The 24,551-nt window shown below is 63.7% G+C and carries 22 protein-coding genes and 2 tRNA genes; 8 read left to right on the top strand and 16 right to left on the bottom strand.

Features of this window, described 5'->3' with window-relative positions; translation table 11 throughout:
• Positions 1-468: 468 nt before the first annotated feature.
• Positions 469-1,761 carry a nucleotide disphospho-sugar-binding domain-containing protein gene (locus AB0O71_RS03730; RefSeq protein WP_363742169.1) on the bottom strand — a complete coding sequence of 431 codons (1,293 nt, stop codon included), beginning with the start codon at positions 1,759-1,761 and terminating at the stop codon, positions 469-471.
• Positions 1,758-3,872, bottom strand: a complete 2,115-nt coding sequence (locus AB0O71_RS03735) for a glycosyltransferase (protein ID WP_363742172.1) — start codon at positions 3,870-3,872, stop codon at positions 1,758-1,760. The genes AB0O71_RS03730 and AB0O71_RS03735 overlap by 4 nt, the downstream gene beginning before the upstream one ends.
• Positions 3,873-3,999: 127 nt before the next feature.
• On the opposite strand from AB0O71_RS03735, the gene AB0O71_RS03740 reads away from it, so the two are divergent.
• Positions 4,000-5,361 (top strand): nucleobase:cation symporter-2 family protein, encoded by a 1,362-nt coding sequence (locus AB0O71_RS03740; protein ID WP_363742174.1) that lies wholly within the window; start codon positions 4,000-4,002, stop codon positions 5,359-5,361.
• A 33-nt stretch (positions 5,362-5,394) separates the two neighbouring features.
• On the opposite strand, the gene AB0O71_RS03745 is transcribed toward AB0O71_RS03740, so the two are convergent.
• Positions 5,395-6,411, bottom strand: a complete 1,017-nt coding sequence (locus AB0O71_RS03745) for an SIS domain-containing protein (RefSeq protein ID WP_363742176.1) — start codon at positions 6,409-6,411, stop codon at positions 5,395-5,397.
• A 159-nt stretch (positions 6,412-6,570) separates the two neighbouring features.
• On the opposite strand from AB0O71_RS03745, the gene AB0O71_RS03750 reads away from it, so the two are divergent.
• Positions 6,571-7,314, top strand: a complete 744-nt coding sequence (locus AB0O71_RS03750; protein WP_363742179.1) for a GntR family transcriptional regulator — start codon at positions 6,571-6,573, stop codon at positions 7,312-7,314.
• A gap of 23 nt (positions 7,315-7,337) precedes the next feature.
• On the opposite strand, the gene AB0O71_RS03755 is transcribed toward AB0O71_RS03750, so the two are convergent.
• The 3 genes from AB0O71_RS03755 to AB0O71_RS03765 all read right to left on the bottom strand — a co-directional run bounded on the left by AB0O71_RS03755 (position 7,338) and on the right by AB0O71_RS03765 (position 10,505).
• On the bottom strand, positions 7,338-8,441 hold the full coding sequence (locus AB0O71_RS03755; RefSeq protein ID WP_363742182.1) for a LacI family DNA-binding transcriptional regulator: 1,104 nt from the start codon (positions 8,439-8,441) through the stop codon (positions 7,338-7,340).
• A gap of 31 nt (positions 8,442-8,472) precedes the next feature.
• A complete protein-coding gene (locus AB0O71_RS03760; RefSeq protein WP_363742185.1) occupies positions 8,473-9,393 on the bottom strand; it encodes a PfkB family carbohydrate kinase in 921 nt (306 codons plus the stop codon).
• Between the two features lie 116 nt (positions 9,394-9,509).
• The gene (locus tag AB0O71_RS03765; RefSeq protein WP_363742188.1) at positions 9,510-10,505 is read right to left on the bottom strand and encodes an SIS domain-containing protein; all 996 of its coding nucleotides are present in this window, start codon (positions 10,503-10,505) and stop codon (positions 9,510-9,512) included.
• 297 nt (positions 10,506-10,802) lie between these two features.
• Between AB0O71_RS03765 and AB0O71_RS03770 the strand changes: the two genes are divergently transcribed.
• From AB0O71_RS03770 to AB0O71_RS03785, 4 genes are all read left to right on the top strand, one after another.
• A complete protein-coding gene (locus AB0O71_RS03770; RefSeq protein ID WP_363742191.1) occupies positions 10,803-12,122 on the top strand; it encodes an ABC transporter substrate-binding protein in 1,320 nt (439 codons plus the stop codon).
• A 70-nt stretch (positions 12,123-12,192) separates the two neighbouring features.
• Positions 12,193-13,080, top strand: a complete 888-nt coding sequence (locus AB0O71_RS03775) for a sugar ABC transporter permease (RefSeq protein WP_363742194.1) — start codon at positions 12,193-12,195, stop codon at positions 13,078-13,080.
• A complete protein-coding gene (locus AB0O71_RS03780; protein WP_363742197.1) occupies positions 13,077-13,961 on the top strand; it encodes a carbohydrate ABC transporter permease in 885 nt (294 codons plus the stop codon). The genes AB0O71_RS03775 and AB0O71_RS03780 overlap by 4 nt, the downstream gene beginning before the upstream one ends.
• Before the next feature lie 12 nt (positions 13,962-13,973).
• On the top strand, positions 13,974-14,819 hold the full coding sequence (locus AB0O71_RS03785; RefSeq protein ID WP_363742199.1) for a TIM barrel protein: 846 nt from the start codon (positions 13,974-13,976) through the stop codon (positions 14,817-14,819).
• A 109-nt stretch (positions 14,820-14,928) separates the two neighbouring features.
• Here AB0O71_RS03785 and AB0O71_RS03790 read toward each other — a convergent pair whose 3' ends face one another.
• Entirely contained in the window at positions 14,929-15,417 is a 489-nt protein-coding gene (locus tag AB0O71_RS03790) for a hypothetical protein (protein ID WP_363742202.1), read from the bottom strand.
• A gap of 130 nt (positions 15,418-15,547) precedes the next feature.
• Between AB0O71_RS03790 and AB0O71_RS03795 the strand changes: the two genes are divergently transcribed.
• Both AB0O71_RS03795 and AB0O71_RS03800 read left to right on the top strand, forming a co-directional pair.
• A tRNA-Thr gene (locus AB0O71_RS03795) sits at positions 15,548-15,619 on the top strand.
• A gap of 35 nt (positions 15,620-15,654) precedes the next feature.
• A tRNA-Met gene (locus tag AB0O71_RS03800) sits at positions 15,655-15,728 on the top strand.
• Between the two features lie 830 nt (positions 15,729-16,558).
• Here the strand turns inward: AB0O71_RS03800 and AB0O71_RS03805 are convergent.
• The 9 genes from AB0O71_RS03805 to AB0O71_RS03845 all read right to left on the bottom strand — a co-directional run bounded on the left by AB0O71_RS03805 (position 16,559) and on the right by AB0O71_RS03845 (position 24,055).
• On the bottom strand, positions 16,559-16,789 hold the full coding sequence (locus tag AB0O71_RS03805) for a hypothetical protein (RefSeq protein WP_363742205.1): 231 nt from the start codon (positions 16,787-16,789) through the stop codon (positions 16,559-16,561).
• 82 nt (positions 16,790-16,871) lie between these two features.
• Positions 16,872-17,294, bottom strand: coding sequence for a hypothetical protein (locus AB0O71_RS03810; protein ID WP_363742208.1), 423 nt, complete (start codon positions 17,292-17,294; stop codon positions 16,872-16,874).
• Positions 17,295-17,677: 383 nt separating this feature from the next.
• On the bottom strand, positions 17,678-18,115 hold the full coding sequence (locus tag AB0O71_RS03815) for an META domain-containing protein (RefSeq protein ID WP_363742211.1): 438 nt from the start codon (positions 18,113-18,115) through the stop codon (positions 17,678-17,680).
• Between the two features lie 138 nt (positions 18,116-18,253).
• Complete coding sequence (locus AB0O71_RS03820; RefSeq protein WP_363742214.1) at positions 18,254-18,838, bottom strand: PepSY domain-containing protein; 585 nt, start codon at positions 18,836-18,838, stop codon at positions 18,254-18,256.
• Positions 18,839-18,918: 80 nt separating this feature from the next.
• Complete coding sequence (locus AB0O71_RS03825; RefSeq protein WP_363742216.1) at positions 18,919-19,248, bottom strand: hypothetical protein; 330 nt, start codon at positions 19,246-19,248, stop codon at positions 18,919-18,921.
• A gap of 112 nt (positions 19,249-19,360) precedes the next feature.
• Positions 19,361-19,534: a hypothetical protein gene (locus AB0O71_RS03830; RefSeq protein ID WP_363742219.1), complete on the bottom strand. Its 174-nt coding sequence runs from the start codon at positions 19,532-19,534 to the stop codon at positions 19,361-19,363.
• Positions 19,531-20,469, bottom strand: coding sequence for a class C sortase (locus tag AB0O71_RS03835; protein WP_363742222.1), 939 nt, complete (start codon positions 20,467-20,469; stop codon positions 19,531-19,533). Before AB0O71_RS03835 ends, AB0O71_RS03830 begins: the two co-directional genes overlap by 4 nt.
• A 92-nt stretch (positions 20,470-20,561) precedes the next feature.
• On the bottom strand, positions 20,562-22,010 hold the full coding sequence (locus AB0O71_RS03840; protein WP_363742225.1) for a SpaH/EbpB family LPXTG-anchored major pilin: 1,449 nt from the start codon (positions 22,008-22,010) through the stop codon (positions 20,562-20,564).
• 59 nt (positions 22,011-22,069) lie between these two features.
• Positions 22,070-24,055: a hypothetical protein gene (locus AB0O71_RS03845; protein ID WP_363742227.1), complete on the bottom strand. Its 1,986-nt coding sequence runs from the start codon at positions 24,053-24,055 to the stop codon at positions 22,070-22,072.
• Positions 24,056-24,551 lie beyond the last annotated feature (496 nt).

Raw genomic sequence — 24,551 nt, forward strand, 5'->3', positions numbered from 1 at the left:
ACGCGATCTTTATGACGTCGTCACGGAACTCTTTGGGGTAGCGAGGGGGCATAGGTTCATCCTTCCAGGCCAGCAGAAACTAGCCATGTTGAATGTCACCTAAACGTGCATCAGACCCCATGGATCGAGCGGACCTACCACCGCCGACGCCGGCAACGACGCCTCGGAAGACTCACGCCCATCGAGTTCGAGATAATCAACACAGAGGCCGCTCACGCGGCCTGAAACCCCAAACAAGACGAGTCAACCAAACCGTCAGCAGTCCCGGCCAACAGGTTGGTCCACGTTGGTTGGTGGATCCTGCACGGAGGAAAGAACCAGGTGAAACAGGACTGGAGAGGGAGCGCCGACTGCTCTTGAAAACAAGCACTGGGTAACCCCCAGTCAGGGGTTCAAATCCCCTACCCTCCGCCACCAGGGTCCGTCGCCGAGCGACGGGCCCTTCGTGTTTCTGCGCGCGACCGCGGCTCAGACGCGCGCCGTGTACGCCAGATCGGCGGCGCGCCGACTCTCGGCGAGCGCTTCCGCGAGGCTGCGGCGACCGCCCCGGCGCTCGAGCATCAGCGCAATCGCGTCGCGCAACTCGGGCACCGACGCCTCGTTCGGTGCGAGCGCCGAGCCGAGCCCGGCCTGCTCGAGCGCCTCGGCGCCGGCGAACTGGTCGGTGGAGAACGGCAGCACCACGAGCGGAACGCCGAACGAGAGTGCCTCGGTCACACTGTTGTTGCCGCCGTGCGTCACGGCAGCTGCCGCGCGTTCGAGCAGTGTCACCTGCGGCAAGAACTCCTGCACCAGCCAGTCGGTGGGCAGCTCGCCGAGCGACGCGATATCCGACGAACCGTGGGCGATCGCCGCGCGCACGCCCAGCAGGCGCAGCGCCTCGACAATCTTTCGCAGCACGTCGTCGCGCACCGACAGGAAGCTGCCGAAGCTCACGTACACGAACGGCTCGGCGCTCGCGTCGAGCCAGCGCTGCACGTCGGAGTCGGGCTGCTCAGGCCGCAGGGATGAGCCGATGAAGGTGTGCGGGGGCAGGATCTCCCGGCGCTCCTCGGGCACGAGCTCTGCCGGGTAGTTGAAGACCAAGAAGTCGCCGTGCTCCGCGAAGGCGTCGAGTGAGGGCGGCTGCGCGGGATCCAACTCGGTGAGCGCGTGGTTCCACTCCGCGGTGAACGACGCGCTCACCCGCGCGCAGAGCTCGCGAAGCGCTTCGAGTTCGTGCGCGCTCGGCGAGAACGCCCGAGGCCACGCAGCGGGGTATCCGTAGAGCTCGCCGGCCGCAGGCAGCGGCAGCGCAGTCGGGTGCCCCAGCACCATGTCGATGTGGTCGATGTCGGCCGACCGTAAAGCGAGTCGCGCGCTGAAGGCGAGGTGATCCACCACGATCTCGTCGGGCCGCACCTGCTCGATGATGTCGAGCACGCGGCGCGCCGTCTCGACGGGCTGCCACATGAGGTCGTGCAGTCGCGCCCGAGCCTGAAACGCCAGCGTCTCGATCATGCCCGCCCGGGTCGCGTCGAAGAATCCGCGCAGCACGTCGTCTTCACCCTTCGGCTGCTCCTCCGCGCGAATCGTACCCGGGTTCGACCCCTTGCCGAGGCTGAGCAGCGCGTGCTCGTAGCCGAATGACTGCACGATGGGCGCGGTCGCGGGCCCGGTCGCCACGACGACGCGGTGCCCGCGATCCCGCCATGCCTGACCGATAGCCGCCAGCGGGTAGAGATGGGAGGCGTAGTCGGGGCTGATGATGAGCAGCGTCATGCGTGCGAGTCCGAATCTGTGTGGGATGCCGAATCGCGGCGCTGATGAGCGGCCGCATAGATTCCGGCGAGCGTATTGGCCATGGTGTGGATCGAGAATCGTTCGGATACGAGTGCGCGCGACGCGATGGCGCGGTCGTTCGCGGCGCGCGGAGCCGCGGCGAGGCCCTCCACAATCGCTTCCCGCAGCCGTTCGGAGTTCGACGTGTCGACCAGCAGCCCCGTGCGCCCCTGCTCCACATAGGTGGCCGGGCCGCCGCGAAGCGGGGCGATGACGAAGAGCCCAGCTGCCATGGCCTCGAGGATCGCCAGGCCGAACTCCTCTTTCATGCTGCCGCAGACGTAGACGCCATGCGGGGCGGCCAGGCCGGGGATGCCGAAGCGCGCAGCGGCGATCCACCGGGCCGCGGTCTCGTTCGGGCGGTGGCCCACCAGAAGGAGCCCGTGCGCTGCGCGCTCGGTGGGATCCACCGTCGCGTCGATGTGCGCGAGCTGCTCGGCTTCATCCGCCGAGGGCCGAGCGAGGTTGCCGCCCACGATCAGCAGGTTGCAGCGGGCGTGCAGCGCGGGGTCTTCCCACGCCTCCACGATCGTCGACATGCCCTTGACCCGGTGCAGGCGCCCCACGCTGATGAGGAGCGGGAGGTCGCGGCGGTGGGGCGGCAGCTGTTGCAGCAGCTCGCGGAGCTCGTGCAGCTCGGGGCCGGCCGTTGCCCCCGAGGCGAGCCCGCGGGCGTCGGTGACGGCTTCGTCGATGACTGCAACGTCGATCCCCTCGGCCACCGCGGTGTACTGCGCGGGGTCGCCGACCTCGATGCCGACGAGACGGTGCAGGTCGTCGCGAAGGTTCTCGCGGGGCATGAGCACGGTGTGGTCGGCCGCGCGGGCGAGGTCGCGCACCAGTTGGGCCCTCAACCAGTATCGATCGCGCGCATCGTGATCTCCGAAGTTCTGCCGCGTCAGTGCGCCGGTGTGCTCCAGTGACTCGATGAGCGCGTGCGGGTCGGGCGCGGCGGTGAAGATCACCGGGATCCCCGCCGAGCGCGCAACATCCCATGCCGCGAGCGTGCCGACATCGGCCATGCGCAGGTGGATCGCATGAACAGGCCCATGGTCTGCAAGTGCGCGGGCGATGCCGCGTCGCGCGGCGACGAAGTTCGACCACGTGTCTTCCGCGCGGGTGGCGGTGATGGGCAGCCGGATCTGGGCGTACTCGTGTCGAGTACGGTCATCGCCCGCAATGGGTGCAGACGGCGCGTCGCCGCCGCGCGAGAGCGTGAGCACGCGGCCGACGGGGGCAGCAGGTTCACTCGCCGCGTGATCGTCTCGCCGGCCGCCGTTGACGAGTGCATCACCGAGTCGCACGAGCAGAGTGGCGATCCCGCCATTGTTGCCGCTGCCGACCGTGCGAAGGCCGGCATCGATGTCTGCGCCCAGAAAGAGCTGGGCGACGGTCAGTTCTTGGGGTGCTTTCGAAGCCCCGCGGGTGGCTGCGGCATGGGGGGAGTCGCGCCGTTGTGCGTCGTCGAGCGCTTCACGCGCGGCCTCTCGCACTTCGCCGGCTTCGCGCCCGTCACCTTCGATGCGGTTCAGCGCCGCCGTCGCCCGAGGGCCGACGATGAGTCCGAGGGTCTCGGTCACGCGCCGTCGTACCGAAGCGTCTGCGTGCTGTTCCAGCGCCAGCTCGAGACCTTCGATGAGTAACTCGCCGGCATCGTCGCCCCACGCCTCCAGTGTGCGCTGCGCCAGCATGCCGCCCATGCCACCTCCGACCAGCAGCGCGATGAGCGGGTCGATGGATGCCGCGTCGGGCCGGCGTCGCCCTGAGGCCCATGCTGCGTGCTCGCGTATGAACGGCCGAGGATCGCGCAGCGCGCCTACGAGCGCCGCGTCGGCCATGCTGCCCGCGCCGGTGGCGTCGTTCTCGATATGCGAGACGGCGTGCAACGCGGCGATGGCCACGATCTGATCCTCGCCGAAGATTGCCGCGGCGAGGGCTTCGACGGCCTCCGGTTCGAGGCGTGCCGCCTCCGAGAGTCGTTCGGACTGGATGAGCACCTGCGTGAGACTGCCCGCTTCGAGCAACTCCCGCAGCAGCGATTCAACTGCCATACGGCACCTACGATCTCATCGGTATTACTTACTTTTTAAGCATAGATGTGTTTTACACAAATTCTAAGCTATTGTCGCAGCAGGTCACCATCAGAAGTAGTCGTCATCGAGAGTTGAGTCATCGGCCGTGAATTCCAGAACCGCCCACAGCGCTCCTCGACCCGAAGACGAGCGCCTCCACTGGACCAAGAACCTCGCCCACGGCATGCAGCACGTGCTGAGCATGTACGGGGGCATCATCGCCCCACCGCTCATCATCGGCACCGCCGCGGGCCTGTCGAGCACGGAGATCGGTGTGCTCATCGCGAGTTGCCTCTTCGTCGGAGGGCTCGCGACGATCCTGCAGACCGTTGGGCTCCCGTTCTTCGGCAGCCAGCTTCCCCTCGTGCAGGGCACCTCCTTCGCCTCCGTTGCGACTCTCGTCGCCATCGTTGGCGGCGGTGGGGGCATGCCCGCCGTGTTCGGAGCGGTGCTCGGAGCAGCTCTGATCGGATTGCTCATCGCGCCCTTCTTCGCGAGAATCGTTCGGTTCTTCCCGCCAGTGGTCACCGGCGTCGTCATCACCACGATCGGCATCTCCCTCATCCCCGTTGCGGCCCGCTGGGCGATGGGCGGAACGGCGACCGCAGACGACTACGGCAGTGTGAGCAACATAGCGCTCGCCGGAGCGACCCTGCTCATCGCACTCGTGCTCTCGCGGGTGCACGTGTACGGCATCAACCGCATGGCGATCCTGCTCGCCCTCGTGCTGGGCACCGTCATCGCCTTCATCGCGGGCAAAACCGACTTCTCCTCGCTGGGTGATGGCGCCGTTTTCGCGATTCCACAGCCTTTCGCCTTCGGTCTGCCGGTCTTCGAGATCAGCGGAATCATCTCGATGGTCATCGTCGTGCTCGTCATTCTCACCGAGACGACAGCCGACATGCTCGCCGTCGGGCAGATCACCGGATCGAAGGTCGACTCGCGAAGGATCGCCGACGGTCTTCGAGCCGACATGCTGTCGAGCGTGGTCGCCCCGGTCTTCAACACCTTCACGCAGAGCGCATTCGCCCAGAACGTCGGGCTCGTCGCCATCTCGGGTGTGAAGAGTCGATTCGTCGTCGCGACCGGCGGGGCGATCCTCGTACTTCTCGGGCTGCTGCCCGTGCTCGGTCGCGTAATCGCCACCCTGCCCATGGCGGTGCTGGGCGGAGCCGGCATTCTGCTCTTCGGAACCGTGGCCGCGTCGGGCATTCGCACGCTCAGTAAAGTGCACTACGAGAACAACTTCAACTTCTTGATCGTCGCGGCATCGCTGGCCGTCGGGTGCATCCCGGTCGTCGCGCCCGACTTCTTCGATCGGTTTCCCACGTGGTTCAGTACCATCTTCCACTCGGGCATCAGCTCGGCCGCGATCACGGCGGTGCTGCTGAACCTGCTGTTCAATGAGATCGGGCGCAAGCGCAAGCGCCGGCCCGCCGAAGCCGACCCGGCGTCGGCGACCGTCTGAACCCCCCCCCCGCCGCGCCGGTGGCACTCGCACTCAGAAGTCGCCCTTCTTGTAGTACCTGCGGATCGTGAGGTCGTGATCGCGCACGCGCTCAAGGTGCGTGCTGAGTCGCTCGAGCACGGCGGCGAGCACGATCGGTGAGACGAGTGCCCGCACGCGTGGGCTGAGCCCGGCGAGTTCGAAATCGAGGGTGTCGATCACTCTGACGCGGTCGGTCACCGTGCGCGCGAAGCGTTCGACGCGGTCGGTGAGCGGTCGCTGCTCATCCTCTCCCTTGAAAATGAATACGCTCGTGTCGGGTTCCAAAAGCTCGAGGGTGCCGTGGAAGAAATCGGAGGCGTGCACGGGGCGGGTCCAGATCCACTGCATCTCTTCGAGAATGCACATGCCGTAGTACATCGCCTCGAACCATGAACCGCCGGCGCTCGTGACGATGTGGTGCTGCTCGTCGGCGATCTCGATCGCGAGCGATTCGGCGCGCGCCTCGAACGCCTGCTTCGCAGCGACCAGAAGATCGGGGAGTCGGCGCAGCTCTGAAATGACGGCATCGTAGTCGTCGATCTCGCCTCGGGCATCCATGACCGCGAGCGCGATCAGCAGCGACTGCAGGGTGAAGTTCTCGCTCGAGGTGGGATCGGCGCATTCGTTGGAGAGGGCGATGTCAGCGAGCTCCGCGATGGGGGTGGCAGGGTGCGCGGTGAGACTCAGAACCGTCGCGCCCCGCGACTTCGCGAAGCGGAGGGCTGCTACCGCCTCCTTCGTCGTGCCGGAGACCGAGGGGAAGACGGCGAGCGACCCCGGCCCGAGGTGCACACTGTCGGAGTGGATGATCTCGGCACTCATCTCGATGTGCACCGGGAGGGTGGATCGGGTCTGCAGCAGTCGCGCGGCCGGAAGCATGAGAAAGTTCACCCCTCCGGCGCCCATGAAGAAGAGGTTCTCGCCTCCCGTGGAGAGCCATTCTCGCACTGCCGACCGTATGGCGGGCTCCAGGTCGATAGCCCCGCGCTGCACGGCGAGGTAGGCCTCTGGTTCGAACTTGAGCATCATCGCTCCTGTCTGTTGATGTTCAATGTTGTCAGACAACAAGTCTAAATGTCACACAAGCCCGTATGCAAGGTGTACATGGGCACCGTGGCTGCGCCGTTGCGACACCGGGATGCCGCTTGGCTAAGCTGAACCTTGAGTCACCCGAAGAAAGGTTGAGCCTTGTCTGACGAACCTGCCCGTACCGCGACGCGGGAGAGCGCTGTCGACCGTGCCCGAGATCAGATCACGGCGCTCATCGCCCAGCTCGGCCTGCGTGCGGGTGACCGCTTTCCCACTGAGGCCGCATTGACCGACCGCTTGAGCACCTCCCGTTCAACGGTTCGCGAGGCATTTCGTCAGCTCGAGCAGAGCGGCCTCGTGGTCGCGGTGCAGGGTCAGGGGCGATTTCTCTCGGCCTCCGGCGGCCTCCGGGTCGAGCGGCCGGTGACGAAGTACGAGAGCATCACCGAGGTGCTCACCGCACGCGGGTACGCGGTGTCGAGCGCGGTGCTCAGTGTCTCAGAGGCGGCCGCTGATTCGGAAGAGGCGACCGCCCTCGAGATCGAGGTCGGCGCTCCGGTGATTCGACTCGTGAGAATCCGCTTCGGAGACGACCGCCCGCTTGTCGTGAGTCAGAACACCGTGCCGCGTGAGCTCCTCCCGGGGCCCGTCGAGTATCGGGACTGGGGCGGTTCGTTGACCGCCGCGCTCGCCGCGCACGGCGAATACGTGCAGACCGCTCTCGCCACCGTTTCAGCGGTTGACCTGCCCGCCGACTGGGAGCAGCAGTTCAATCTGACGGGAATGGGGCCGTGGCTGCTCGTGACCGAAGTCGGTCTCAGTGTGTCAGGGCGCCGTGTACTGCACGCGAAGGATTACCATCGCGGCAGCGAGATCTCGTTCACGGTGCTCCGCCAGCGATAGTCTGCGGCTCACCTCGCGATTGGTCAGTCGCGGACCGACGTGGCCGCCGCGACGGAGTCTCGTCGAAAGAATTCTGCCTCGAGCTCACGTTGCACCGGAGGCGAGGTGTCATCCGCGGGGGCATCGATGCGGCTGAGCAGCAGCTCGGCAGCCTGGCGACCGAGTTCGAGCATCGGTTGCCGAACCATGGTCAGCGGCGGATTCATCACGGCCGCCCATGAGCTGTCATCGAAGCCGATGATGGAGACCTGGCTCGGGATCGCGAGCCCCGCATCCCGGAGTGCGTGCAGCGTCCCGGTGAGCGCATCGGTCTCGGTGCAGAAGAATGCCGTGGGTGCCGAATCGAGCGAGAGCATCCGCGTGACTGCCTCATACGCTCGCGCCTCAGTCTTCTCGCCGAGCATGATGTGGTCAAGATCGAGGGGGATCGAGGCGTCGTCAAGCGCATCGAGATAGCCGGTGAGTCGCTCGCCGTCGGACCACAGATTGCGGCCCGCGGCCTCGACGAGTTCGCGTCGGTACTTGATGCGGCCGGGTACCGGCGGGCCCCAGATGAAGCCGATGCGGGAGTGGCCAGCGTTGATGAGCTCAGTGGTCGCGAGACGGGCGGCGGCGCGGTTGTTGATGACGACGGCGTCGACATCGAGTCCGGGGATCAAACGGTCGAGGAGCACGAGTGGGATGCCGTGCTCGTGCGGAAGTTGCAGGTGCGAGGTTGAGTCAGCGGCGCACGCGGCCGACGAGAGGATGATCCCGTCGACTCGCTTGTCAACGAGCACGTTGACCGCGTTGATCTCCTCGTCGAGGTGCTCCGCGGTGCTCAGCACCAATGCGTCGAATCCGCGCGCGCTTGCAACCTCCGATATGCCGAGCGCTACCCCGCCGAAGAACGGGTTCGAGATGTCGGCGACGACCACGCCGATCGTGTGGCTGACGCCGGTCGACACGCTGCGCGCGAGCTGGTTGGTGCGGTAGCCGAGCTCTTCGGCTGCAGCGAGTACGCGGTCTCGCATCTCGGCGCTGACGTAGCCGTACTCCCCGAGTGTGCGGGCAGCTGTGGCCCGCCCGACGCCGGCGGCCGCCGCGACCTCTGAGATGGTTGGCGCGGAAGGGCGAGGCTTGCCCACGGTCTACCTCCTCGATGCCGGAAGCTCCAGTTTAGAGCCCACCGTGCGCTGCGGCCCGAGCGGATTCGTACTGCTGCAGATCCTCGATCGGGATCGCACGCCCCCCACCGAATGCCGATTCGACGAAGCACTGCTCACGCGATGACGCGTTGCCCGCATCGAGGCCGGCGACCAGGTCATCCCGGCTCGGTGGGCGGTGGCGGTTCCAACCGCGTCGAAGCAGCTCAACCATGAATCCCGCCACAAAGGCATCGCCGCATCCCATGGTGTCTACGATGGTGGCGGGGTCGTCGATGACGGGCGTGGGGGCCGAGACGCGATGCGTTCCGTCAGTCACGATCGCCCCGTCGGTTCCTCTGGTGGCGAGGGCGATACCCGCTCCAGCACGGATCACCGTGTCGAGCAGTCGATGCGTCTGTTCAACGCTCTGATCGGAGCATGAGAGGAGTGCAAGATCGATGTGCGGTGCGACGCGCGAGATGTAGGCATCGCTGCGAAACTCCGGCTCCGAAGAGAAGTCGAAACTCACGAGCGCGCGCGTCTCGCGCAGTCGTGGAAGCTGGGGCTCGGTGCGCGAGTACACGCTGGAGTGCACGAGGTCGAAGCCTGCCGCGTACTCCGACCGGCCGTCATCCAGATCGATGGGCTCCCGCACGGTGACGCCGCCGTCGTTCCATTCGAGGAAGACGCGCTCGCCGTCGATCACATTCAAGGTGGAGATGCCGGTCTCGCCGTGACGCACGATGGAGCGGGAATGGTCTACGCCCGCGTTCGAGAGCGCGGACTGCAGAAAGCGTGCGAGGGGATCGTCGCCGAAGACTCCGAGGTACCCGGCGTCTGCGCCCAGGCGACGAGCGTACACGGCGACGTTGACGGCGTTGCCGCCGGGGTAATCGCGACGGCGATCGAGAAAGCGGTCGACGATGTTGTCGCCGAATCCGAGGATCTTCACTGAGCGTTCCTCTCAAGCGCGATAGTCGTGCGGAACGGGCGTCGCGCACGGAGGGGAGGGGTGACCCGGGCCCGCGTGGACGGCGAGGTCCGCGCGGGCCCGGGTCGGGGTCCGGGTCAGTAGTCCATGACGCGGTAGTAGCGGCGCAGATCGAGCGAGTGGTCGCGCACCCGCTCGAGGTGCTTGCTGAATCGTCCGACCGCGATGTCGAGCACGATCGGGGCGATGAGTGCACGGTTCTCCGGGCTGAAGCCGGCGAGCTCATAGTCGCGATTGTCGAGCACGGTGACGTCGTTCGAGATCCGCTTTGCGAAGGCTTCTGCACGATCGGTGAGGGGGCGTGTCTCGTCTTCTCCCTGGAAGATCAGCACGGGTGTGTCTGCTTCGAGCAGCTCGAGTGAGCCGTGGAAGAACTCGGCAGCGTTCACGCGGGTGGTGTGGAGCCACTGCATCTCTTCGAGTACGCACATGGAGTACAGGTAGGTCAGGCCCCACAGCGGGCCACCTCCGATGAGGAAGTAGTAGTCGGAGTCCTTGTGGGCTTCGGCGAATGCCTTGGCCTTGTCTTCGGTGGCCTTCGCCGCCTCGATCACGGCGTCGGGCAGGTGTACGAGTTCGTCTGCGAGCGACGGGTATCCGTCGAATTCGCCGCGCACGTTCATGATGCGCCCCACGAGCAGCAGCAGCTGCGGATCGAACGGCCAGGTCTTGGGCGCGCAGACGAGCGCGTGATCGACGTTCTGAGCGATCGGCGAATCGCCGATGCCGGTGAATGCGACGGTGGTCGCGCCTTTGCTCTTCACGTAATCGATTGCCAGCAGTACATCTTCGGTGGTTCCCGATGCCGAGGCGAAGACCGCGAGCGTGCCCGTGCCGAGCCAGGCGTCACCCGATTCGATGAGCTCACGGGAGATGGCTGCGCGAACGGGGAGCTTGGAGTGGCGGCGGGCCAGGTACTCGTAGGGCCACATCTGGGCGTAGGTGCCTCCGGAGCCGATGAGGAGCACGTTGTCGATGTTCTGCAGCTGATCGACGAGTGATTCGATCTGCGGGCGGAGGGCGACCGCACTGCTGAGCTGCTCACGCAGTTCTTCCTCGTTGAAACCGAGCATGGTGACGTTCCTTTCGTGACGCTTCCTTGACCCGGTCTGATACCGGTATCACGTTCGAGTATCGTGCCACGGCGAACCGATCTGCGTCAACACCGCATCGAGCGAAACATTTGCTCGCGCATGCGAATACGGAGAAGTAGACGGACAGGGCTTGCGGTGGCGCTGGCATTCGGTCACAATACTTTTCAGGCAGGTGGGACCGGTATCAGGTGCTCAGAGACAGACTTGCCGACGCCGTTGAACAAACCGGGCGGGCCGTCGCGTACCAGCGGCGCTCTCAAAGAGGAGGGCATGAATATGCATCGAAAGACAACCTCGGCCATCGTGATGGCCGCAGCGGCAACCATTGCGCTGAGCGGATGCGCGGGCGGCGGTGGTGTCGCAGAAGCCGTCGACGTCACTGCCGAACCCGAGTACGCGGGCACGCTCAGCATCCTCACCAAATTCGCCGGGGAACCGCTTGAACCCTACTTTCTCGACGTGGCGGAGGACTACCAGGAGCTGCACCCGGAAGTGGAGTTCGAGTTCATCCAAGAGACGGATCAGTCGGTCAAGGACAAGACGAAAACGCTCACAGCGTCAGGCGCGCTGCCCGACATCTACTTCACCTGGGCTGGCACCTGGGCTCAGAACTTCGTGGAAGGCGGGCTCGCCGCGGATCTCAGTGAGGTCATCGCTCCGGGCACCGAGTGGGGCGGGCAGTTCGGCGAAGCTTCGCTCGACGCCTTCAAGTTCGACGACAAATACTTCGGCGTCCCGCTGTACAACAACGGCAAGTTCATGGGCTACAACATTGCGGCCTTTGAGGAAGCCGGCGTCGAGGTGCCGACGACGTTCGAGGAGCTCATCGACACCTGCGCACCATTGCGAGAGGCCGGCTACGAGCCGATCGCCTTCGGCAACAAAGATGGGTGGCCCGCGCTGCACTACCTGCAGCAGCTCTTCGGATACAACGTGCCATCCGAAACGCTGCACGCCGATTTTGACCCAGCTACGGCGGAATGGAACGACCCGGGCTACGTCGAGTCGCTCGAACAGTTCGATGAGCTCGTGACGGAGTGCACGGACTCGGGCCGCGGAACCAATGGCGTGCTCTACACCACTGCCCAGGAGGCACTCTCCGGCGGGCGCGCCGCAATGTACTACCAGGAGATCCTCGAATTCGACACCGTTACCGCGGAGGGTGCGGAGCTCACTCCTGAGAACTTCGGCATCTTCAAGTTGCCGGTGCCCGAGGGCGCCCAGGGCGATGCCGACGCCATTCAGGGCTCGCCCGAGGGATACCTCATCAATGCGAAGTCTCCTCGCGCCCCGCTCGCCGTTGATTTCATGAAGTTCGCAACGGAGCAGGAGAATGCGCAGACGCTTTCATCTCCGCCCTACGGGCAGCCGAGCACGGTGGTCGGAGCGGTGACCGAAGACACCTCGAGTGCTGCGGTCTTCAGTGGAATCGAGCAGGTCAACGACGCATCGCAGCTGGTCGTCTGGCTCGACACGGTGACCGTTCCCGAAGTGGCCGATGCCTGGCTGGCGGGTGGTGAAGCGCTCATCAGCGGTGACACGTCGCCCGATGAGATCCTCGCGAGCGTGCAGAACGCGAATTCGATGGCGCAGTGATCCGAGGCGGGGGCGGCTGAGCGCCGTAGCTCGGCCGCCCCCGCCGATCCTGAACGAAAAAGGTACTGACATGCACTCGCGCCGCGCTTCGCTCACGGGGCTCCTCTGGTTGGCCCCCGCGATCGTCATTCTGATCGCATTCGTCTATCTCCCCCTCGTGCAGAACTTCGGGTTCGCCACGAGCGAGTGGGACATCTATTCGGGAACGCAGGAGTTCGTCGGAGCGAAGAACTTCGAGAAGCTGCTGCATGATCCGATCTTCTGGCGCTCGCTCGGCAACAATCTGCTCTATGCGGTGATGTCGATCGTCTTCCAGGTCGGAGGTGCGCTGGTCATCGCCTCCATGGTGGAGAGCGTCAGAAACGCCCGGGTGCGCAACTCGCTGCGCGTGATCTACTTCATCCCGTCAGCCATCTCGATCACCGTCTCGGGTCTGCTCTTCTACTTCATCTATGAGCCGAACATCGGCATGCTCAACAGCGCCCTCGGCTTCTTCGGGCTCGATGCCCTCGCACAGCCGTGGCTGGGGCAGGAGAGCACGGCAATGCTCGGGATCATCGCGATGAGTCAGTGGCAGGGGTTCGGCTACTCGGCGCTGCTCTTCACCGTTGCGATCCAACGCATTCCGACCGAGCTCTACGAGGCGGCGCAGCTCGACGGCGTCGGCCCGTTTCGCCGGTTCTTCACGATCACGCTTCCCCTCGTGCGAGAGATGTCTGGGCTCATGATGATCGTCACCATCTCGGGTGCCTTCCAGGTCTTCAACGAAGTGATGGTGATGACCAGCGGCGGCCCGAACAACTCCACTCAGGTGCTCGGCACGTGGCTCTACCGCAATGGCTTCGTGCGAAACGACTTCGGGTACGCGGCTGCGATCGCCGTCGTCATCTTCGTGCTCTCACTCGGCATCGGTCTCGCACAGCTGTGGTACACACGGAAACGGAGGGTCGAGGTATGAGTACCGAGACAGCAGTACTACTGACGGTGCGCCCCCAGCGGCCGCGCATCGGCAAGGTGACGTTCCTCGGGATCATCGGGCGCGTGTTCGCGTGGTCGTTCTTGATCGGGCTCGCTGTGATTGTGATCTATCCGCTGCTGTGGATGATCTTCAACGGCTTCAAGACGAACGCCGAGCTCTTCGGCAATCCGTTCGCGCTGCCGCAGCAGTGGAACTGGGAGAACTACTCGAACGCGTGGAATCGGGGAGTCAGCGACTTCCTCACGACGAGCCTGCTCGTCACGGTCGTGTCGACGATCACCACGGTGCTCGTGAGCGCCTGGGCGGCGTACGGGCTCACGCGCGTGAAGATTCCGTTCAGCGCGCTCTGGTCGTCCATCATTCTGGGTGGCCTGATGCTCGCCCCCGCGGTCGCACTGGTGCCTCTCGTCAGAATGTTTCAGGCCCTGGGTCTGTACAACACGTTCTGGGCGCTCATGGTGCTCTACACCGCCTTCCGCATTCCGTTCACGACCTTCTTGATCCGCTCGTACATGATCGACCTGCCCATGGAGGTCGACGAGGCTGCGCAGATCGACGGCGCGAGCCGCTGGACCACCTTCTGGCGCATAATCCTGCCCATGTGCAAGCCGATTCTCGTCTCGACGGTGCTGCTGCAGGTGCTGTTCGCCTGGAACGAATACCTCTTCGCGATGGTGTTCACGAGCAGTATCGGCGCGCAGACGCTTCCGGTCGGGTTGACGAGCCTGATGAGCAAGCACGGCACCGATTACCCCGTGGTGTTCGCAGGAATGGTCATCGCCGCTGTGCCGGTGGTCGTGCTGTTTCTCGCCTGCCAGCGGTACTTCGTCAAAGGCCTCGCCGACGGCGTCGGCAAGTAGGGAGGGGAAGCCATGTCGCTCACGCTCGCACACGTCAGCGGGTCCAACTTCTCCTATCAGCACCACCCGCTCGAGCGGTGCTTCGATGATCTCGCAGCACTCGGGCGCACTGCGGTGGAACTCTGGGGGATCGCTCCTCACTTGCATGTGCCGTGGTGCAGTGACGCTGACGCTCGGGGCGTGCGTCGAGCAGCGGAATCTCGCGGTCTTGACATCATCTGTTTCACTCCCGAGCAGGTGATGTATCCGGTGAACATCGCGTCGCCCGACCGGCGGCTGCGCGCCGAGAGCATTGCGATGTTCAGGCGCGCCGCCGAGCTGGCTGTCGCACTCGGGTCGCCGAAGCTCTTTCTCACCCCCGGCCGCGGCTTCGAGACCGAGTCGCAGGGCACGGCATGGCGGCGGTCGATCGACGCGCTGGGAGAGATCACCGCGTACGCTCAAACGCTCGGGGTCGAGTGCCTGCTCGAACCGCTGCAGCGGGTGGAATCGGATCTGGTGAACACCGCACGCCAGGTCGCTCATGCACTGGACGAGGTGGGCGCCCCGAATCTTGGGGTCGCGCTCGACACCGTGGCGATGGCGGCCGCGGGCGAAAGCGTGGCCGACTACTTCGAGATGCTCGGGGATCGGGTGCGTCATGTGCATCTCATCGATGGGACGCCGACCGGTCATCTCGCGTGGGGAGACGGCGAGCTGCCGCTCGAGCGCATCCTTACGACACTCGATCAGCACGACTACTCAGGTTGGATGACCGTCGAACTCTTCGGTGACGGAACCTATGCGCTCGACCCTCGAACCGCGCTCGCCCGCTCGTTGTCGGCGATCGAGGAGGCGCTGCCGGCGTCCATGCGCTGACACCGATCGTTCTGGTCGACTTTGAAAGTTCTTGTCGACTCCGAGGGTTCCAGCTGTGATCTTCGGTGCAGGGTCGACCGGAACACTCGGGGTCAAAGAAGGGGAGGGGTCACGCGAGCGGGTGCGCCACCATTCCGCCCGAGCCCGGGTGCTCATCCAAGTACTCGTCTTCTTCGGGCTTCGGGTCGCGGGCGTCTGCGTAGGCGAAGGCGAGCGACGCGATGGCGAGCGCGAAGGCCAGGATGCCGAGCGGATTGCAGAGCGCGAGCGACATCTCCACTGAAAGCGAGGAACCCGCGGCGAGGCTCAGAATGGAGACGAGGTCGTCGCCAACGCGATCCGGAACCGTCAACCCGAAGCCGATCGCGCAAAGCCAGGCGAGGATCAGCGTGACGATCGTGCTCCGAGTCGTGCGACGCCCGCGAGACGCGGTGACGCGCAGCCGCCGCGCCTGCCAAACCTGCAACCAGATGAACACCAACCCGATCGTCGGCAGGTACCACCAGGTCAGGCTGCCGCCGATGCCGAACAGCCAGCGGCCGACCGCCATCCACAGCGCCAGCACCACTCCGACGATGACGATCACCGAGCTCCGCACACCTGCTCCTCACCTGTTGTCAGCACTCTCGGCGGAAGACCCGCCCGGGTGCGCAGTACTAGCCAACCAGATTTCACTTTGGGCCGCGAACAGTGCTATTCTCTAACGGTTGTCATCGCAAGGTGGCCACGCCCCGATAGCTCAGTGGTAGAGCACTTCCATGGTAAGGAAGGGGTCCCGGGTTCAAATCCCGGTCGGGGCTCTGACTCTCTGGCTCGCACTTGTGCGGGCCAGTTTGGCTGAGTAGCTCAGCTGGTTAGAGCGCACGACTCATAATCGTGAGGTCGCGGGATCGAGCCCCGCCTCAGCTACAGAGAGTCTCTAAGAAACCCCCTCTTCGGAGGGGGTTTCTTGGTTTCCGGGCGAGTCGACCGGTGCTACTCCAGCTGTGCCGTGCATGCGCCATGTTGAGAGTCCGCGATGGGTCGCCGCGCTTTTACTCCGGAGTCGAAAAGAGCCCGCGAAAACAGGGCGATCCGGCCATTGCATCGAACGGCGTAGGGATCATTTGAGCTGTCTCGCCAAGTCGAAGTTCCCACCATCCACCTCGGCTGTTCGATTCGCGAAATTGAACGTAGATGTCTGCTCCAGCATTATCGTCCCTTGATGCGGGAATATTGACGCTGCGTTCATCCCCGGCTGCAATGGCATCGAGTTTTGTGACAACTTGGCCTGTCGCTTGGTCGGGACATGCTTCTATCGCCACGTTGGGGTCAAAGTGAAGCTGGGGTGAGTTTATGTCGGAGGTGTCAGTTTCGTTGAAAGAGGGTCCCGGACGTTCCACATAGCTATAGACGACTCGCGGTTCAACAAGTGGTGTATGTCCATGGTTCTGAATAACGAGCGACTGCAGGCCGTCTGTTAAGTTCCGCGACAATGTCAAGACTGTTGAATGCGCGTTTGCATCAATGGCTGCGTTCTTTGCGCGCTCCGCGGCCTAAAGTTCTTCCCTGCGTATCTTTTCGTCCTCGATTTCCGTGAGAAACACCGTGGCAGTCGTAGCGACTCCGAGCACGAGAGTAAGCGCCGCAAGAATGACCCCCGCTCTGGTCCACCACCTGTCAGGTGCGGGTTTCTTGGACACATTGACCTACTTCACATCGTGTGAAAAAGTGAGTTTCGTGAAACTCGACGGTGGCGATCACTTCGAATCGGCAGGCGCGGCCGACTCCATCTCAGCGAGTCGACTATCGACGTTTTCGAGACGGTAGAGCACGTGGTCGTTCGTGGCAGCGATCGACTTCACGACGTTCGAGAGCTCGGTGTTCTGCTTCGACAGCAGCTTGATGCCGGCGGTCACGCCGAACGCTACGGCGCCGAAGCATCCCAGCCACGGTACCCAGTACACGGCAGCGGCGATGACAGCAGTCAAGAATGTACTCCTCAAGAAAAAGCAAGACACGAGCAACCGAATGGGCGGGGAGCGTTTGCCCCGAGCCTCGGTGCGCGCGCCACTATGCGGTGGGAGTGGTGAAGCGGTCGAAGCCGGTGACGGCGATGCACTCTGGGCGAGAAGTGGCGACGCCGAGCATCGGAATCCCGGGGCGGCGGCTGTGCAGCAGCCGGTGCAGTGACGCATCGAACTCCGTGCAAAACGGAAGCATTACCGGCTCGAGGTCGACGAAAATGAAGCGACCACGTGCGTTCGAGTCGCGTCCGTCGGCAAGCGAATCCATTACCTCGAGAGCAGCTGAACCGTAGAGGGTTTCGTAGTAGTTCTCGTAATGGTCGAGCTGGATGTCGTCGGGCAGCAGCACCAGCGGCTCGAGGGCGCAGGCATCTACGACGGTTTCGAGAATTGATCGGCAACGCTGCTCCCACAAACGGTCGAACGCGCCGTTGAAAAGAATGCGTGTGCCCTTGGTCCACTCGGGCACGCACGTTTCATCCTCTGCGTTTGCGTTCGCATCGGCAGGAGGAACGGATTCCCGGTCGGGAGACTTCTTCAACAGCATTTGCGAACACACTCTCGATATGCACGTGGATGGTACGAATTCTGGGTGGGCGAGCGCCAGGTTCAGAACTCCCGGACACGTGGTGTCACAACGAGACTCGGGCTCGACTCGTCCGCCTAAAACGGCAGTTGGACGAATAGTGAGGGCGCCGACAAGTACACCAGTCGCGAATGCACAGGAAGACGTCGCGGCGCGCGGTTAGGTGCTGCCGAGCAGGAATGCCGTATCGGTGGGTGTCTCTTTGCGCGTCGAGAATGTCACAGTGCGCAATTTCATGCTGCGGGCTGGGAGAAAGACCCCGAAGCTCAGTTACGCGTCAACGTGCCGATCTCGGCGCCGGGATCGTCGAAGATGGTCAGCGTGGTGCCGCTGAGTGTTGCCGTGTCGAGTCGCGAGAGCCAGGGCGTGAAGTCGAGGCACGCCCTCTGCGTGAGTGCGACGTCTTCGAACTCGATCTCGACCTCGTCGGCTTCCCAACGTCCGGTGAGGGTGTTGCAGCCGTCGGTGCCTGAGAACGTGCCGTCGTCGACAAAGGTCAGTTCGGCGGGTTCGCCGCCCGAGACGTCACCAGAAGTGTCGCCGGTCCAGGTGCCGACGATTTCGGCAGCAAGGGCAGCCTCGGCAGCATCATCGCGGTCCTCCGGGGCGTTCATCATCGGCATGCATCCCGTGATGGCGAGCGCGACACCTGCGATTGCGGCTGCTCCACTCAACGATCGAACGGCGTGATTGCGTTGCGACATTTGGCCCCCTCGCTCATGCTGCATCCCTGTGCTGCACAGCGTAGGTCGAAAGCGTCGCTGACTCAAGAAGTGATCCCGGCTCCGGATCGCAGATCCCGTCAGATTTCTGCGATCCGGCCGGAGGTTCACAGTGCTCGGTCAGTCGTCGATCTCCACGACGTTGCCGGTGAGTGCATCAACGTCGACCTCTCGATCCGAGGTCGAAAAATCAAACTGAAACACGAGCCGACCGTCCGAGAAACCGAGTGTCCAACTGTCGACGGGTGCATCGACTTCAGCAGTTGCGCTCGACATCGCATCCGCAACGTCGATGACGTCCGACAATGAGATTGCCGGGTCGGAGGCGTCGTCGCGGTCCATGGGTTCGCTTCGCGTATCGAGCACCGAGCCGTCGGTAGCGTCCACGGTGATGTCGACTTCATCCTCGCTCGTGGCGAGTTCGATCCGGTAGACCAGGTCGCCGCGCATTTCCGTGAGTTCGACCGACCGCAGGTCGCCCGCCGATGACTTCTGGGCCGAAGCTACAGCCTCCTGCAGCGATATGCCGGGAGCTTCAGTTCGCAGGTCGATGCGCGAGGAGGAACCGCCCTGCGGCGCATCCGCCGAGGTCGAGGGTTTCGGCGGCGCGACTCCCTGATCGCCGGTGCTTGGGCCGCAGCCCGTGAGCAAGAGCGCCGCGACGAGAGCTGCGGGGGTGGCAAGAGAGATCAATCGATGTTGCATGTGTGTTCCTTTGTGGTGGTGTCGGTAAATGTTGGGGCAGCAGCGCACGTTCGTTCGATGAAATCGAACGGAGGGCACTGTCACATGAGATCAGGGTTCTTTTTGAAGTACTTCGCAGCATCTTCCTCAGTGATCGCCACGAGGCCGCGAGGGGTGTGAGAGAGGGCCTTCAGCGCGACCGCCCAAGGCTTGCTCAACGCGGGCTCTCGGCTCCCGGAGAAGCAGAAGGTCATCGGTATATGGGGCGAAAGCCAGATGGCGGTGTTGCCGGCGCCCTGGCCGCCAGGCGCCTCCCAGCTCAGAAAGAAGCACTCCTGCGTCTTCAGCTTTTGCCCGATGACGAATTTCAGGTGAGCCAACAACCGGTCTTCGAACTCGTATTCAGTTCCGCCGATTATCAGTTTTCCCATGGCATGAAGTCCTTTCGGTCCTTCCACCCCCAGTTTCGAGCATACAATCGCGGGTCGTCGGCGAGCCGCGGGCGGGCTGAGCGCCGCTCGCCTGCTCAGGATGCAAGGAGTGTCAGCGTCGCGAGCGACGGATGAGCCACCACAGGAGCAAGGTTCCTGCCAGCACGAGTGTGCCGAGTGCAGTGAAGAGGTACGCGGGCAGACCCGCATTCGCGCCGCCCTCGATGAGTTCGGGAGCTTCTTGGAGGTGGGTCGTGAGCGAATGCCACGCAGGAAGGTGAGTCATGACGTTTCTGGCTCCGTTTCGTTCGAGGAAGTGTTCATGGCGGGATGCCCTTCGCGTCTGGCGCGGCGTCGAGCGCGTATGCCGAAGGCCACGTACGTCACGCTGATGGCCGAGCTCGATCCGAGGATGACTGCCCACCATGGAAAGCCGGGCAGCTCCGGGCTTTTCGCGGGATCCGCTGCCACGGGAGCGGGGGTCATGCGTTCGGCGTGCACGAGCAGGCGGTGAGAGTTGATGCCGACGGGTGTGCACGTCACGAGGGTGACGAGATCCTTGCCCGGCTCGATTGCGAGCGACTCGGTCTCGGTGGGCAGCACTGACTCGACTTCTGCGACGCGATACGCCAGCGTCTCGCCATAGACGTCGATGTAGAACTGGTCACCCGTCTCCAGTTTGTGCAGGTCGGTGAAGAGCGCTGCCTTCGCGAGCCCAGAATGCCCGGTGAGCACGCTGTGGGTGCTGGGCCCGCCAACGGGCAGAGCCGTTCCGAACAGGTGACCGATGCCCTGCAGCAAGACACTGTCGGTGGTGCCATGCATGATGGGGAGATCTACATCGATTTCGGGAATGCGAATTCGCGCCATCACGCCTGTCGGCAGCCCTTCGAGCTGCTGCGCATAGGTGCGGTAGGCGTCTGATTCGATGTCATTGACCGACATCGTGAAGGGATCGTAGGCTCCGCTGTAGCCGAGGTGCTCGTTGTACTCGTGTGCGGATCGGAGCGATTCCTCGCGAGCCTGCTCGGTGAGCCCTTCGACGGTGTGGGAGTAGTCGGTACCGACCGCGGACTGATTTCCCTGCGAGAACCAGCCTGCAATCTGGGGATAGAGCAAGAGCAGCAATCCGAGATGCACGAGAACGACCAAGACCACGCGGGAGCCGGTCGGGATCGCCGCACGCTTGTTCTTCGTCGTGGTGGTGCGCTGCTTCTGCATGCTGAAAGGTCCATGTCTGGTGAGGGGTGTACACGCGTCAGTGGGCGATCAGAAGTCGTGCTTCCGATCGCCCACTGATGTGAATGAGGCTGCTACGCCGTTGCCTTGCGCTTCATACGAGTTGCGACGAAGACGGTGCCGCCGAGCACGAGCAGACCCGCGAGCGTCAGCATCGCAGTTCCGGCCCCACCGGTAATGGGAAGGTTCGGAAGAATTGTCTTCTGGTTCTCGACGACCTGGACAGTCGGAGTCGCGGTGCCCGAGGTCTGCACCGTGACTTCGATGGGGTCAGCAAGCAAGACGTAGCCCTGGGGCGCCTCGATCTCCGCGATCCAGTAGGTGCGCTCGTGCGTTGCCGAATCGGTGGCGAGGCTCGGGATGAGGGTCGAACCGTTGTCATCGGTGACGAAGACCGTATCGCCTGCATCGTTCGCGAGCGCGTTCGTCTTGTTGCGCGCGTCAGACTCGCTCGCGTAGACACTGAACTTGGCGCCGGCAAGTGCCTGGCCGTTTGCCCCATCGGCCTTGTCGATGCGGATGCTGCCGAACTCGCTCACTGCAGGATCGGAATCGATCAGATTCTCGATGTCGTTGAGGTTGGTGTAGTACTCGACATCGTTCGTGATGACGCCGTCGTCGCCGAGGTCGACGACCTTGGTGTGAATCGTGTAGGCGAGTGGCTGGCCCGAGTTGTCGGCTACGCGCGCAAGTCCAGCCGCGGTGAGCGACAGTGTGACCTTCTGACCCTGCGCCTCGACCGTGTAGTCGGTGCCTTCGATGAGCGCAGCGCCTGCGTAGGTCACGTCGGCGATCGACTCGAAGCTCAGTCGGGCGTCCAGCGTGTCAGAGAGTGCGAGTGCCTTGAGCACATCGCCCTGGCCGAGTTTCGGCGCCGTCGCAGTGATTCCCCACGCGCGGTGCGTCTTGGCGTAATCAGGCGTTCCGGGGTCGATGAGCTGCTTCTCAACGGCGTTGGTTGAGTTCTTCGGGTAGGTGTGCACGTCGTACACCCACTGATCGTTGATCACGGTGGGCAGGGCCACGAGGTAGGCAGCCGCGGGGGCGGTGATGTTCGCCGGTTCGCCATCGATCAGGCCGCCGGTGATGTCCGTCTCTTCGACGATGTAGAGGCCGACAGGGAGGCCCGCAAAGGTGTACGACCCGTCCGCCGCGGTGGTGGCGGACGTCGCGGATCCGGTGCCGAGCGCGCGAGCGGCGTCGACCGTGAGTTCGCCGATCCCTTCCCAGTTCGCGGGGACGCTGAGGTCGAGGCCGGTGACCGGCGTGACCGAGAATTCGACGCCCTCAATGGGGAGGGCACCTGCCGGAAGGATGTCGAGCTTGCTCCCGTCCCCAGGCACTGAGCCGGGGTTGTCGGGCTGCGTGAACTTGTTCACGGTGATGGAGCCGATGCGGTCGGGGTCGATGTTGCCCGGGGCTGCGTTCGCCGTGGCGGCGCCGAGACCCAGGGTCGAGACTGCGACCAGCGCAGCAGCGACGCCGAGGAGGCTTCGCTTGAGGTGTGATCCTCGCATGGTCATGTTACCTTTCCTTCTTCGTTGGGGCATATATAGGGGAGTGGGACAAATGGTCGAGAGGATCATTCGCTCCGTCTGCGCGCGCGGGTCATCCACCACGCTGCGCCGAACAGGGCGACCACGGCGGTAGCGCCGACGACGAGCACAGCCGTTTCTGCGCTCGCTCCGGTCAAGGGGAGCGTGGGCTGGAACGAGGAAGTGTTCGGCGGAACTTCGAGTTCGGCGGAGTCTTCGGGGGAAATGACCTCGGGCGGGCCCGAGGGGCTCGTCGAAGCGTTCGCGACCGCCGTATTCGTGACACTGCCTGCGAACGCGTCGTCCATCGTGATCTGATAGGTCGCTGTACAGCGCTGTGATTCTCCGGGCCAGAAACCACCTGACGGGCATGAAATCTTGCTCATTTCGCCGCTTCCGGTGAAGTCAGTTTCGGTGATTTGGGTGTTCCACAGTGGAACGTTTCCGGTGTTCGTCACAGTGAAGGTGTAATTGACGGTGTCGCCCACGGCGGCCTCTGGACGGTCGACCTGCTTGACGAGTTCAATCGCCGGTTGCGCGGCTTGCAACTGAGTTTCCGTGCTCGACTCGTTCGATGTGATGTTGTCAGGCACCCCCTGGGGCATGGCTATCGCCACTGCGGTATTGATGACGCGACCTACATCCTGATCCGCTTTGCTTACGGGGTACCCCTCAAATGCGATGCACCGTAGCTGCTCCCCCGGCTGAAGTACGTAATTGCTGCAGGACACCTCGATACCTGCCTCAGACAACATCGGGTCGTCGATGCGTACGTTCGAGAGCGGGATCTCACCGGTATTCGTGACGACGAACGAATACTCGATAAGATCGCCGGAGTCCTGGAGCCCATTCGTGTTCACGTCTCTGACACGGTCGGCTGACTTCTTGAGTGACATGCCCGTAGGTTTAGTCGTGTTCGTGATGGTGCATGACACCAGATCCCCGAGACCGACATGGATCGTTTGTTCATATCCAGCACCGGCGCCGGTCGGCAGCGTCGAATCTTCTAGTCCATTGCGGGTGCAAGCCCACGATGCGGTGTAGTTCTCGAGGCGACCCGTAGAAGTTTCGGAGAACTTCGACGGAGATCCGCCCAGCTGGACAGGGATGTTCTGGCGCCCGGTGGTCGCATAGCTCCCGCCGGGCTCCGTTGTCGCGGATGCGGGGACGCTGTTGCCGTCAGCATTGCTGACGTTGATGGTGAAGCTGTCGTCGGCGTAGACCGATGTGACCTGCTTCGTCAGTTCGACCTGCGAGATCAGGAAACCGAAGGCGCCGGCCTCGACGCCGCGCTCGGCGTACAGCGTCTGCGTCATGCGTTCGGAAGCGGCTGATGCCACGATGGCGGCGCCCGTGCGCGCCTCGACTTCCGTGTTCGCCCCGTCGCAAATCACCCGGTTCGTGCCGACGCCGATGAGGACCCCATTGCACGCATTGCCGAGCGCATCACCATCACCAGAGATGGCGTAGATGGGGTCGCTCGACTCCCACGTGATCATCTCCTTTTTCTGACTCATCGGTTCCCAGTCCGTGGTCTCTGCATCCGCGCTTACGAGGGAGTAGCCCTCAACTGGTTGGCCGGTCGCGTCTTTGACCACGACCCCTTCGATCGCGATGGCTGATTCGAGCGGCTTATTCGGGCCGGTGTCTTGCAGAAGCGCCGCGGAGCCGGCCACGCCCGTGTAATTCTCATTTCCGAAGTACGCGTTGATATCGGCCGGAAACGGGGTCGCGTGCAACGGGTGTCCCGTGGTCTTCAGAATGAACGACGCGCTCCACCCGCCGGGCAGGGGAAGCGTCATCGGCTGCCCCTCGGAACTGACGGCCTGGTAGTGGTCGTACCCGGAGAAGTCGATCCAGCACAGCGTTTCGGCGTACTTGCCAGAGCCGGGGTCTGCCGTCGAGCAGCTGGTCATCGTCTCTGCCGCATGCGCTGGGGGCGGAGGCAGCAGCACTGGGAGACTGAGTGCCGCGACCACGGCCGCTACCCCGAGCTGTAGGAGGCGCTTGCCGCGGCCGGCGAACGTCTTCATTGCGGGTCCACGCTTGGACAGCGGACGCCGCCTGATTGTCTGATCGCTGATTTGATGCACAATCAACAAGGATGCTGTGACGCATGGTCCACATCGACGCTTTGTGAGCGCACGTCGAGCTCTTCAGTGCGCCCCGCACTGAATTGCGTAGAGGTCTGGATGCTTTAGGTAGGCGGTGTCTCGTCTTGGCGCTGCGATCGAGCTCTCAGGACCGCTGATTCATCCGATGTTCAGTAGTTGAGTGAGTAGAACTGCGGTTGTCGAGATCGACCACTGCTGCGCCTCAGTGTCGAGCTCGGCCCCATTCAATGGCTACTGAATGAGGAGGGATCGACTACTTATTGCGCGTTGATTCGATGCTGAACGCAGGCAGGGACTCACCCAACACCGATTCACCTGCTTACTGTTACGGGGTGAAATTCGCCCTAGCAACGGGTGAGATCGCTATCTACACTGGGCGCCACACGGTGTCACGCAGCCTGAATCGCACGATGCG

The sequence above is a fragment of the Leucobacter sp. NPDC077196 genome (assembly GCF_040687075.1).
Taxonomy (GTDB): Bacteria; Actinomycetota; Actinomycetes; order Actinomycetales; family Microbacteriaceae; genus Leucobacter.

Coding starts and splice junctions, on each gene's coding strand:
- AB0O71_RS03745 (WP_363742176.1), bottom strand. CDS start 6,411: ATGATGCTCAAGTTCGAACCAGAGGCCTACCTCGCCGTGCAGCGCGGG.
- AB0O71_RS03845 (WP_363742227.1), bottom strand. CDS start 24,055: ATGAAGACGTTCGCCGGCCGCGGCAAGCGCCTCCTACAGCTCGGGGTA.
- AB0O71_RS03835 (WP_363742222.1), bottom strand. CDS start 20,469: ATGCAGAAGCAGCGCACCACCACGACGAAGAACAAGCGTGCGGCGATC.
- AB0O71_RS03730 (WP_363742169.1), bottom strand. CDS start 1,761: ATGACGCTGCTCATCATCAGCCCCGACTACGCCTCCCATCTCTACCCG.
- AB0O71_RS03775 (WP_363742194.1), top strand. CDS start 12,193: ATGCACTCGCGCCGCGCTTCGCTCACGGGGCTCCTCTGGTTGGCCCCC.
- AB0O71_RS03765 (WP_363742188.1), bottom strand. CDS start 10,505: ATGCTCGGTTTCAACGAGGAAGAACTGCGTGAGCAGCTCAGCAGTGCG.
- AB0O71_RS03840 (WP_363742225.1), bottom strand. CDS start 22,010: ATGACCATGCGAGGATCACACCTCAAGCGAAGCCTCCTCGGCGTCGCT.
- AB0O71_RS03825 (WP_363742216.1), bottom strand. CDS start 19,248: ATGGGAAAACTGATAATCGGCGGAACTGAATACGAGTTCGAAGACCGG.
- AB0O71_RS03785 (WP_363742199.1), top strand. CDS start 13,974: ATGTCGCTCACGCTCGCACACGTCAGCGGGTCCAACTTCTCCTATCAG.
- AB0O71_RS03770 (WP_363742191.1), top strand. CDS start 10,803: ATGCATCGAAAGACAACCTCGGCCATCGTGATGGCCGCAGCGGCAACC.
- AB0O71_RS03820 (WP_363742214.1), bottom strand. CDS start 18,838: ATGCAACATCGATTGATCTCTCTTGCCACCCCCGCAGCTCTCGTCGCG.
- AB0O71_RS03830 (WP_363742219.1), bottom strand. CDS start 19,534: ATGACTCACCTTCCTGCGTGGCATTCGCTCACGACCCACCTCCAAGAA.
- AB0O71_RS03815 (WP_363742211.1), bottom strand. CDS start 18,115: ATGTCGCAACGCAATCACGCCGTTCGATCGTTGAGTGGAGCAGCCGCA.
- AB0O71_RS03780 (WP_363742197.1), top strand. CDS start 13,077: ATGAGTACCGAGACAGCAGTACTACTGACGGTGCGCCCCCAGCGGCCG.
- AB0O71_RS03735 (WP_363742172.1), bottom strand. CDS start 3,872: ATGGCAGTTGAATCGCTGCTGCGGGAGTTGCTCGAAGCGGGCAGTCTC.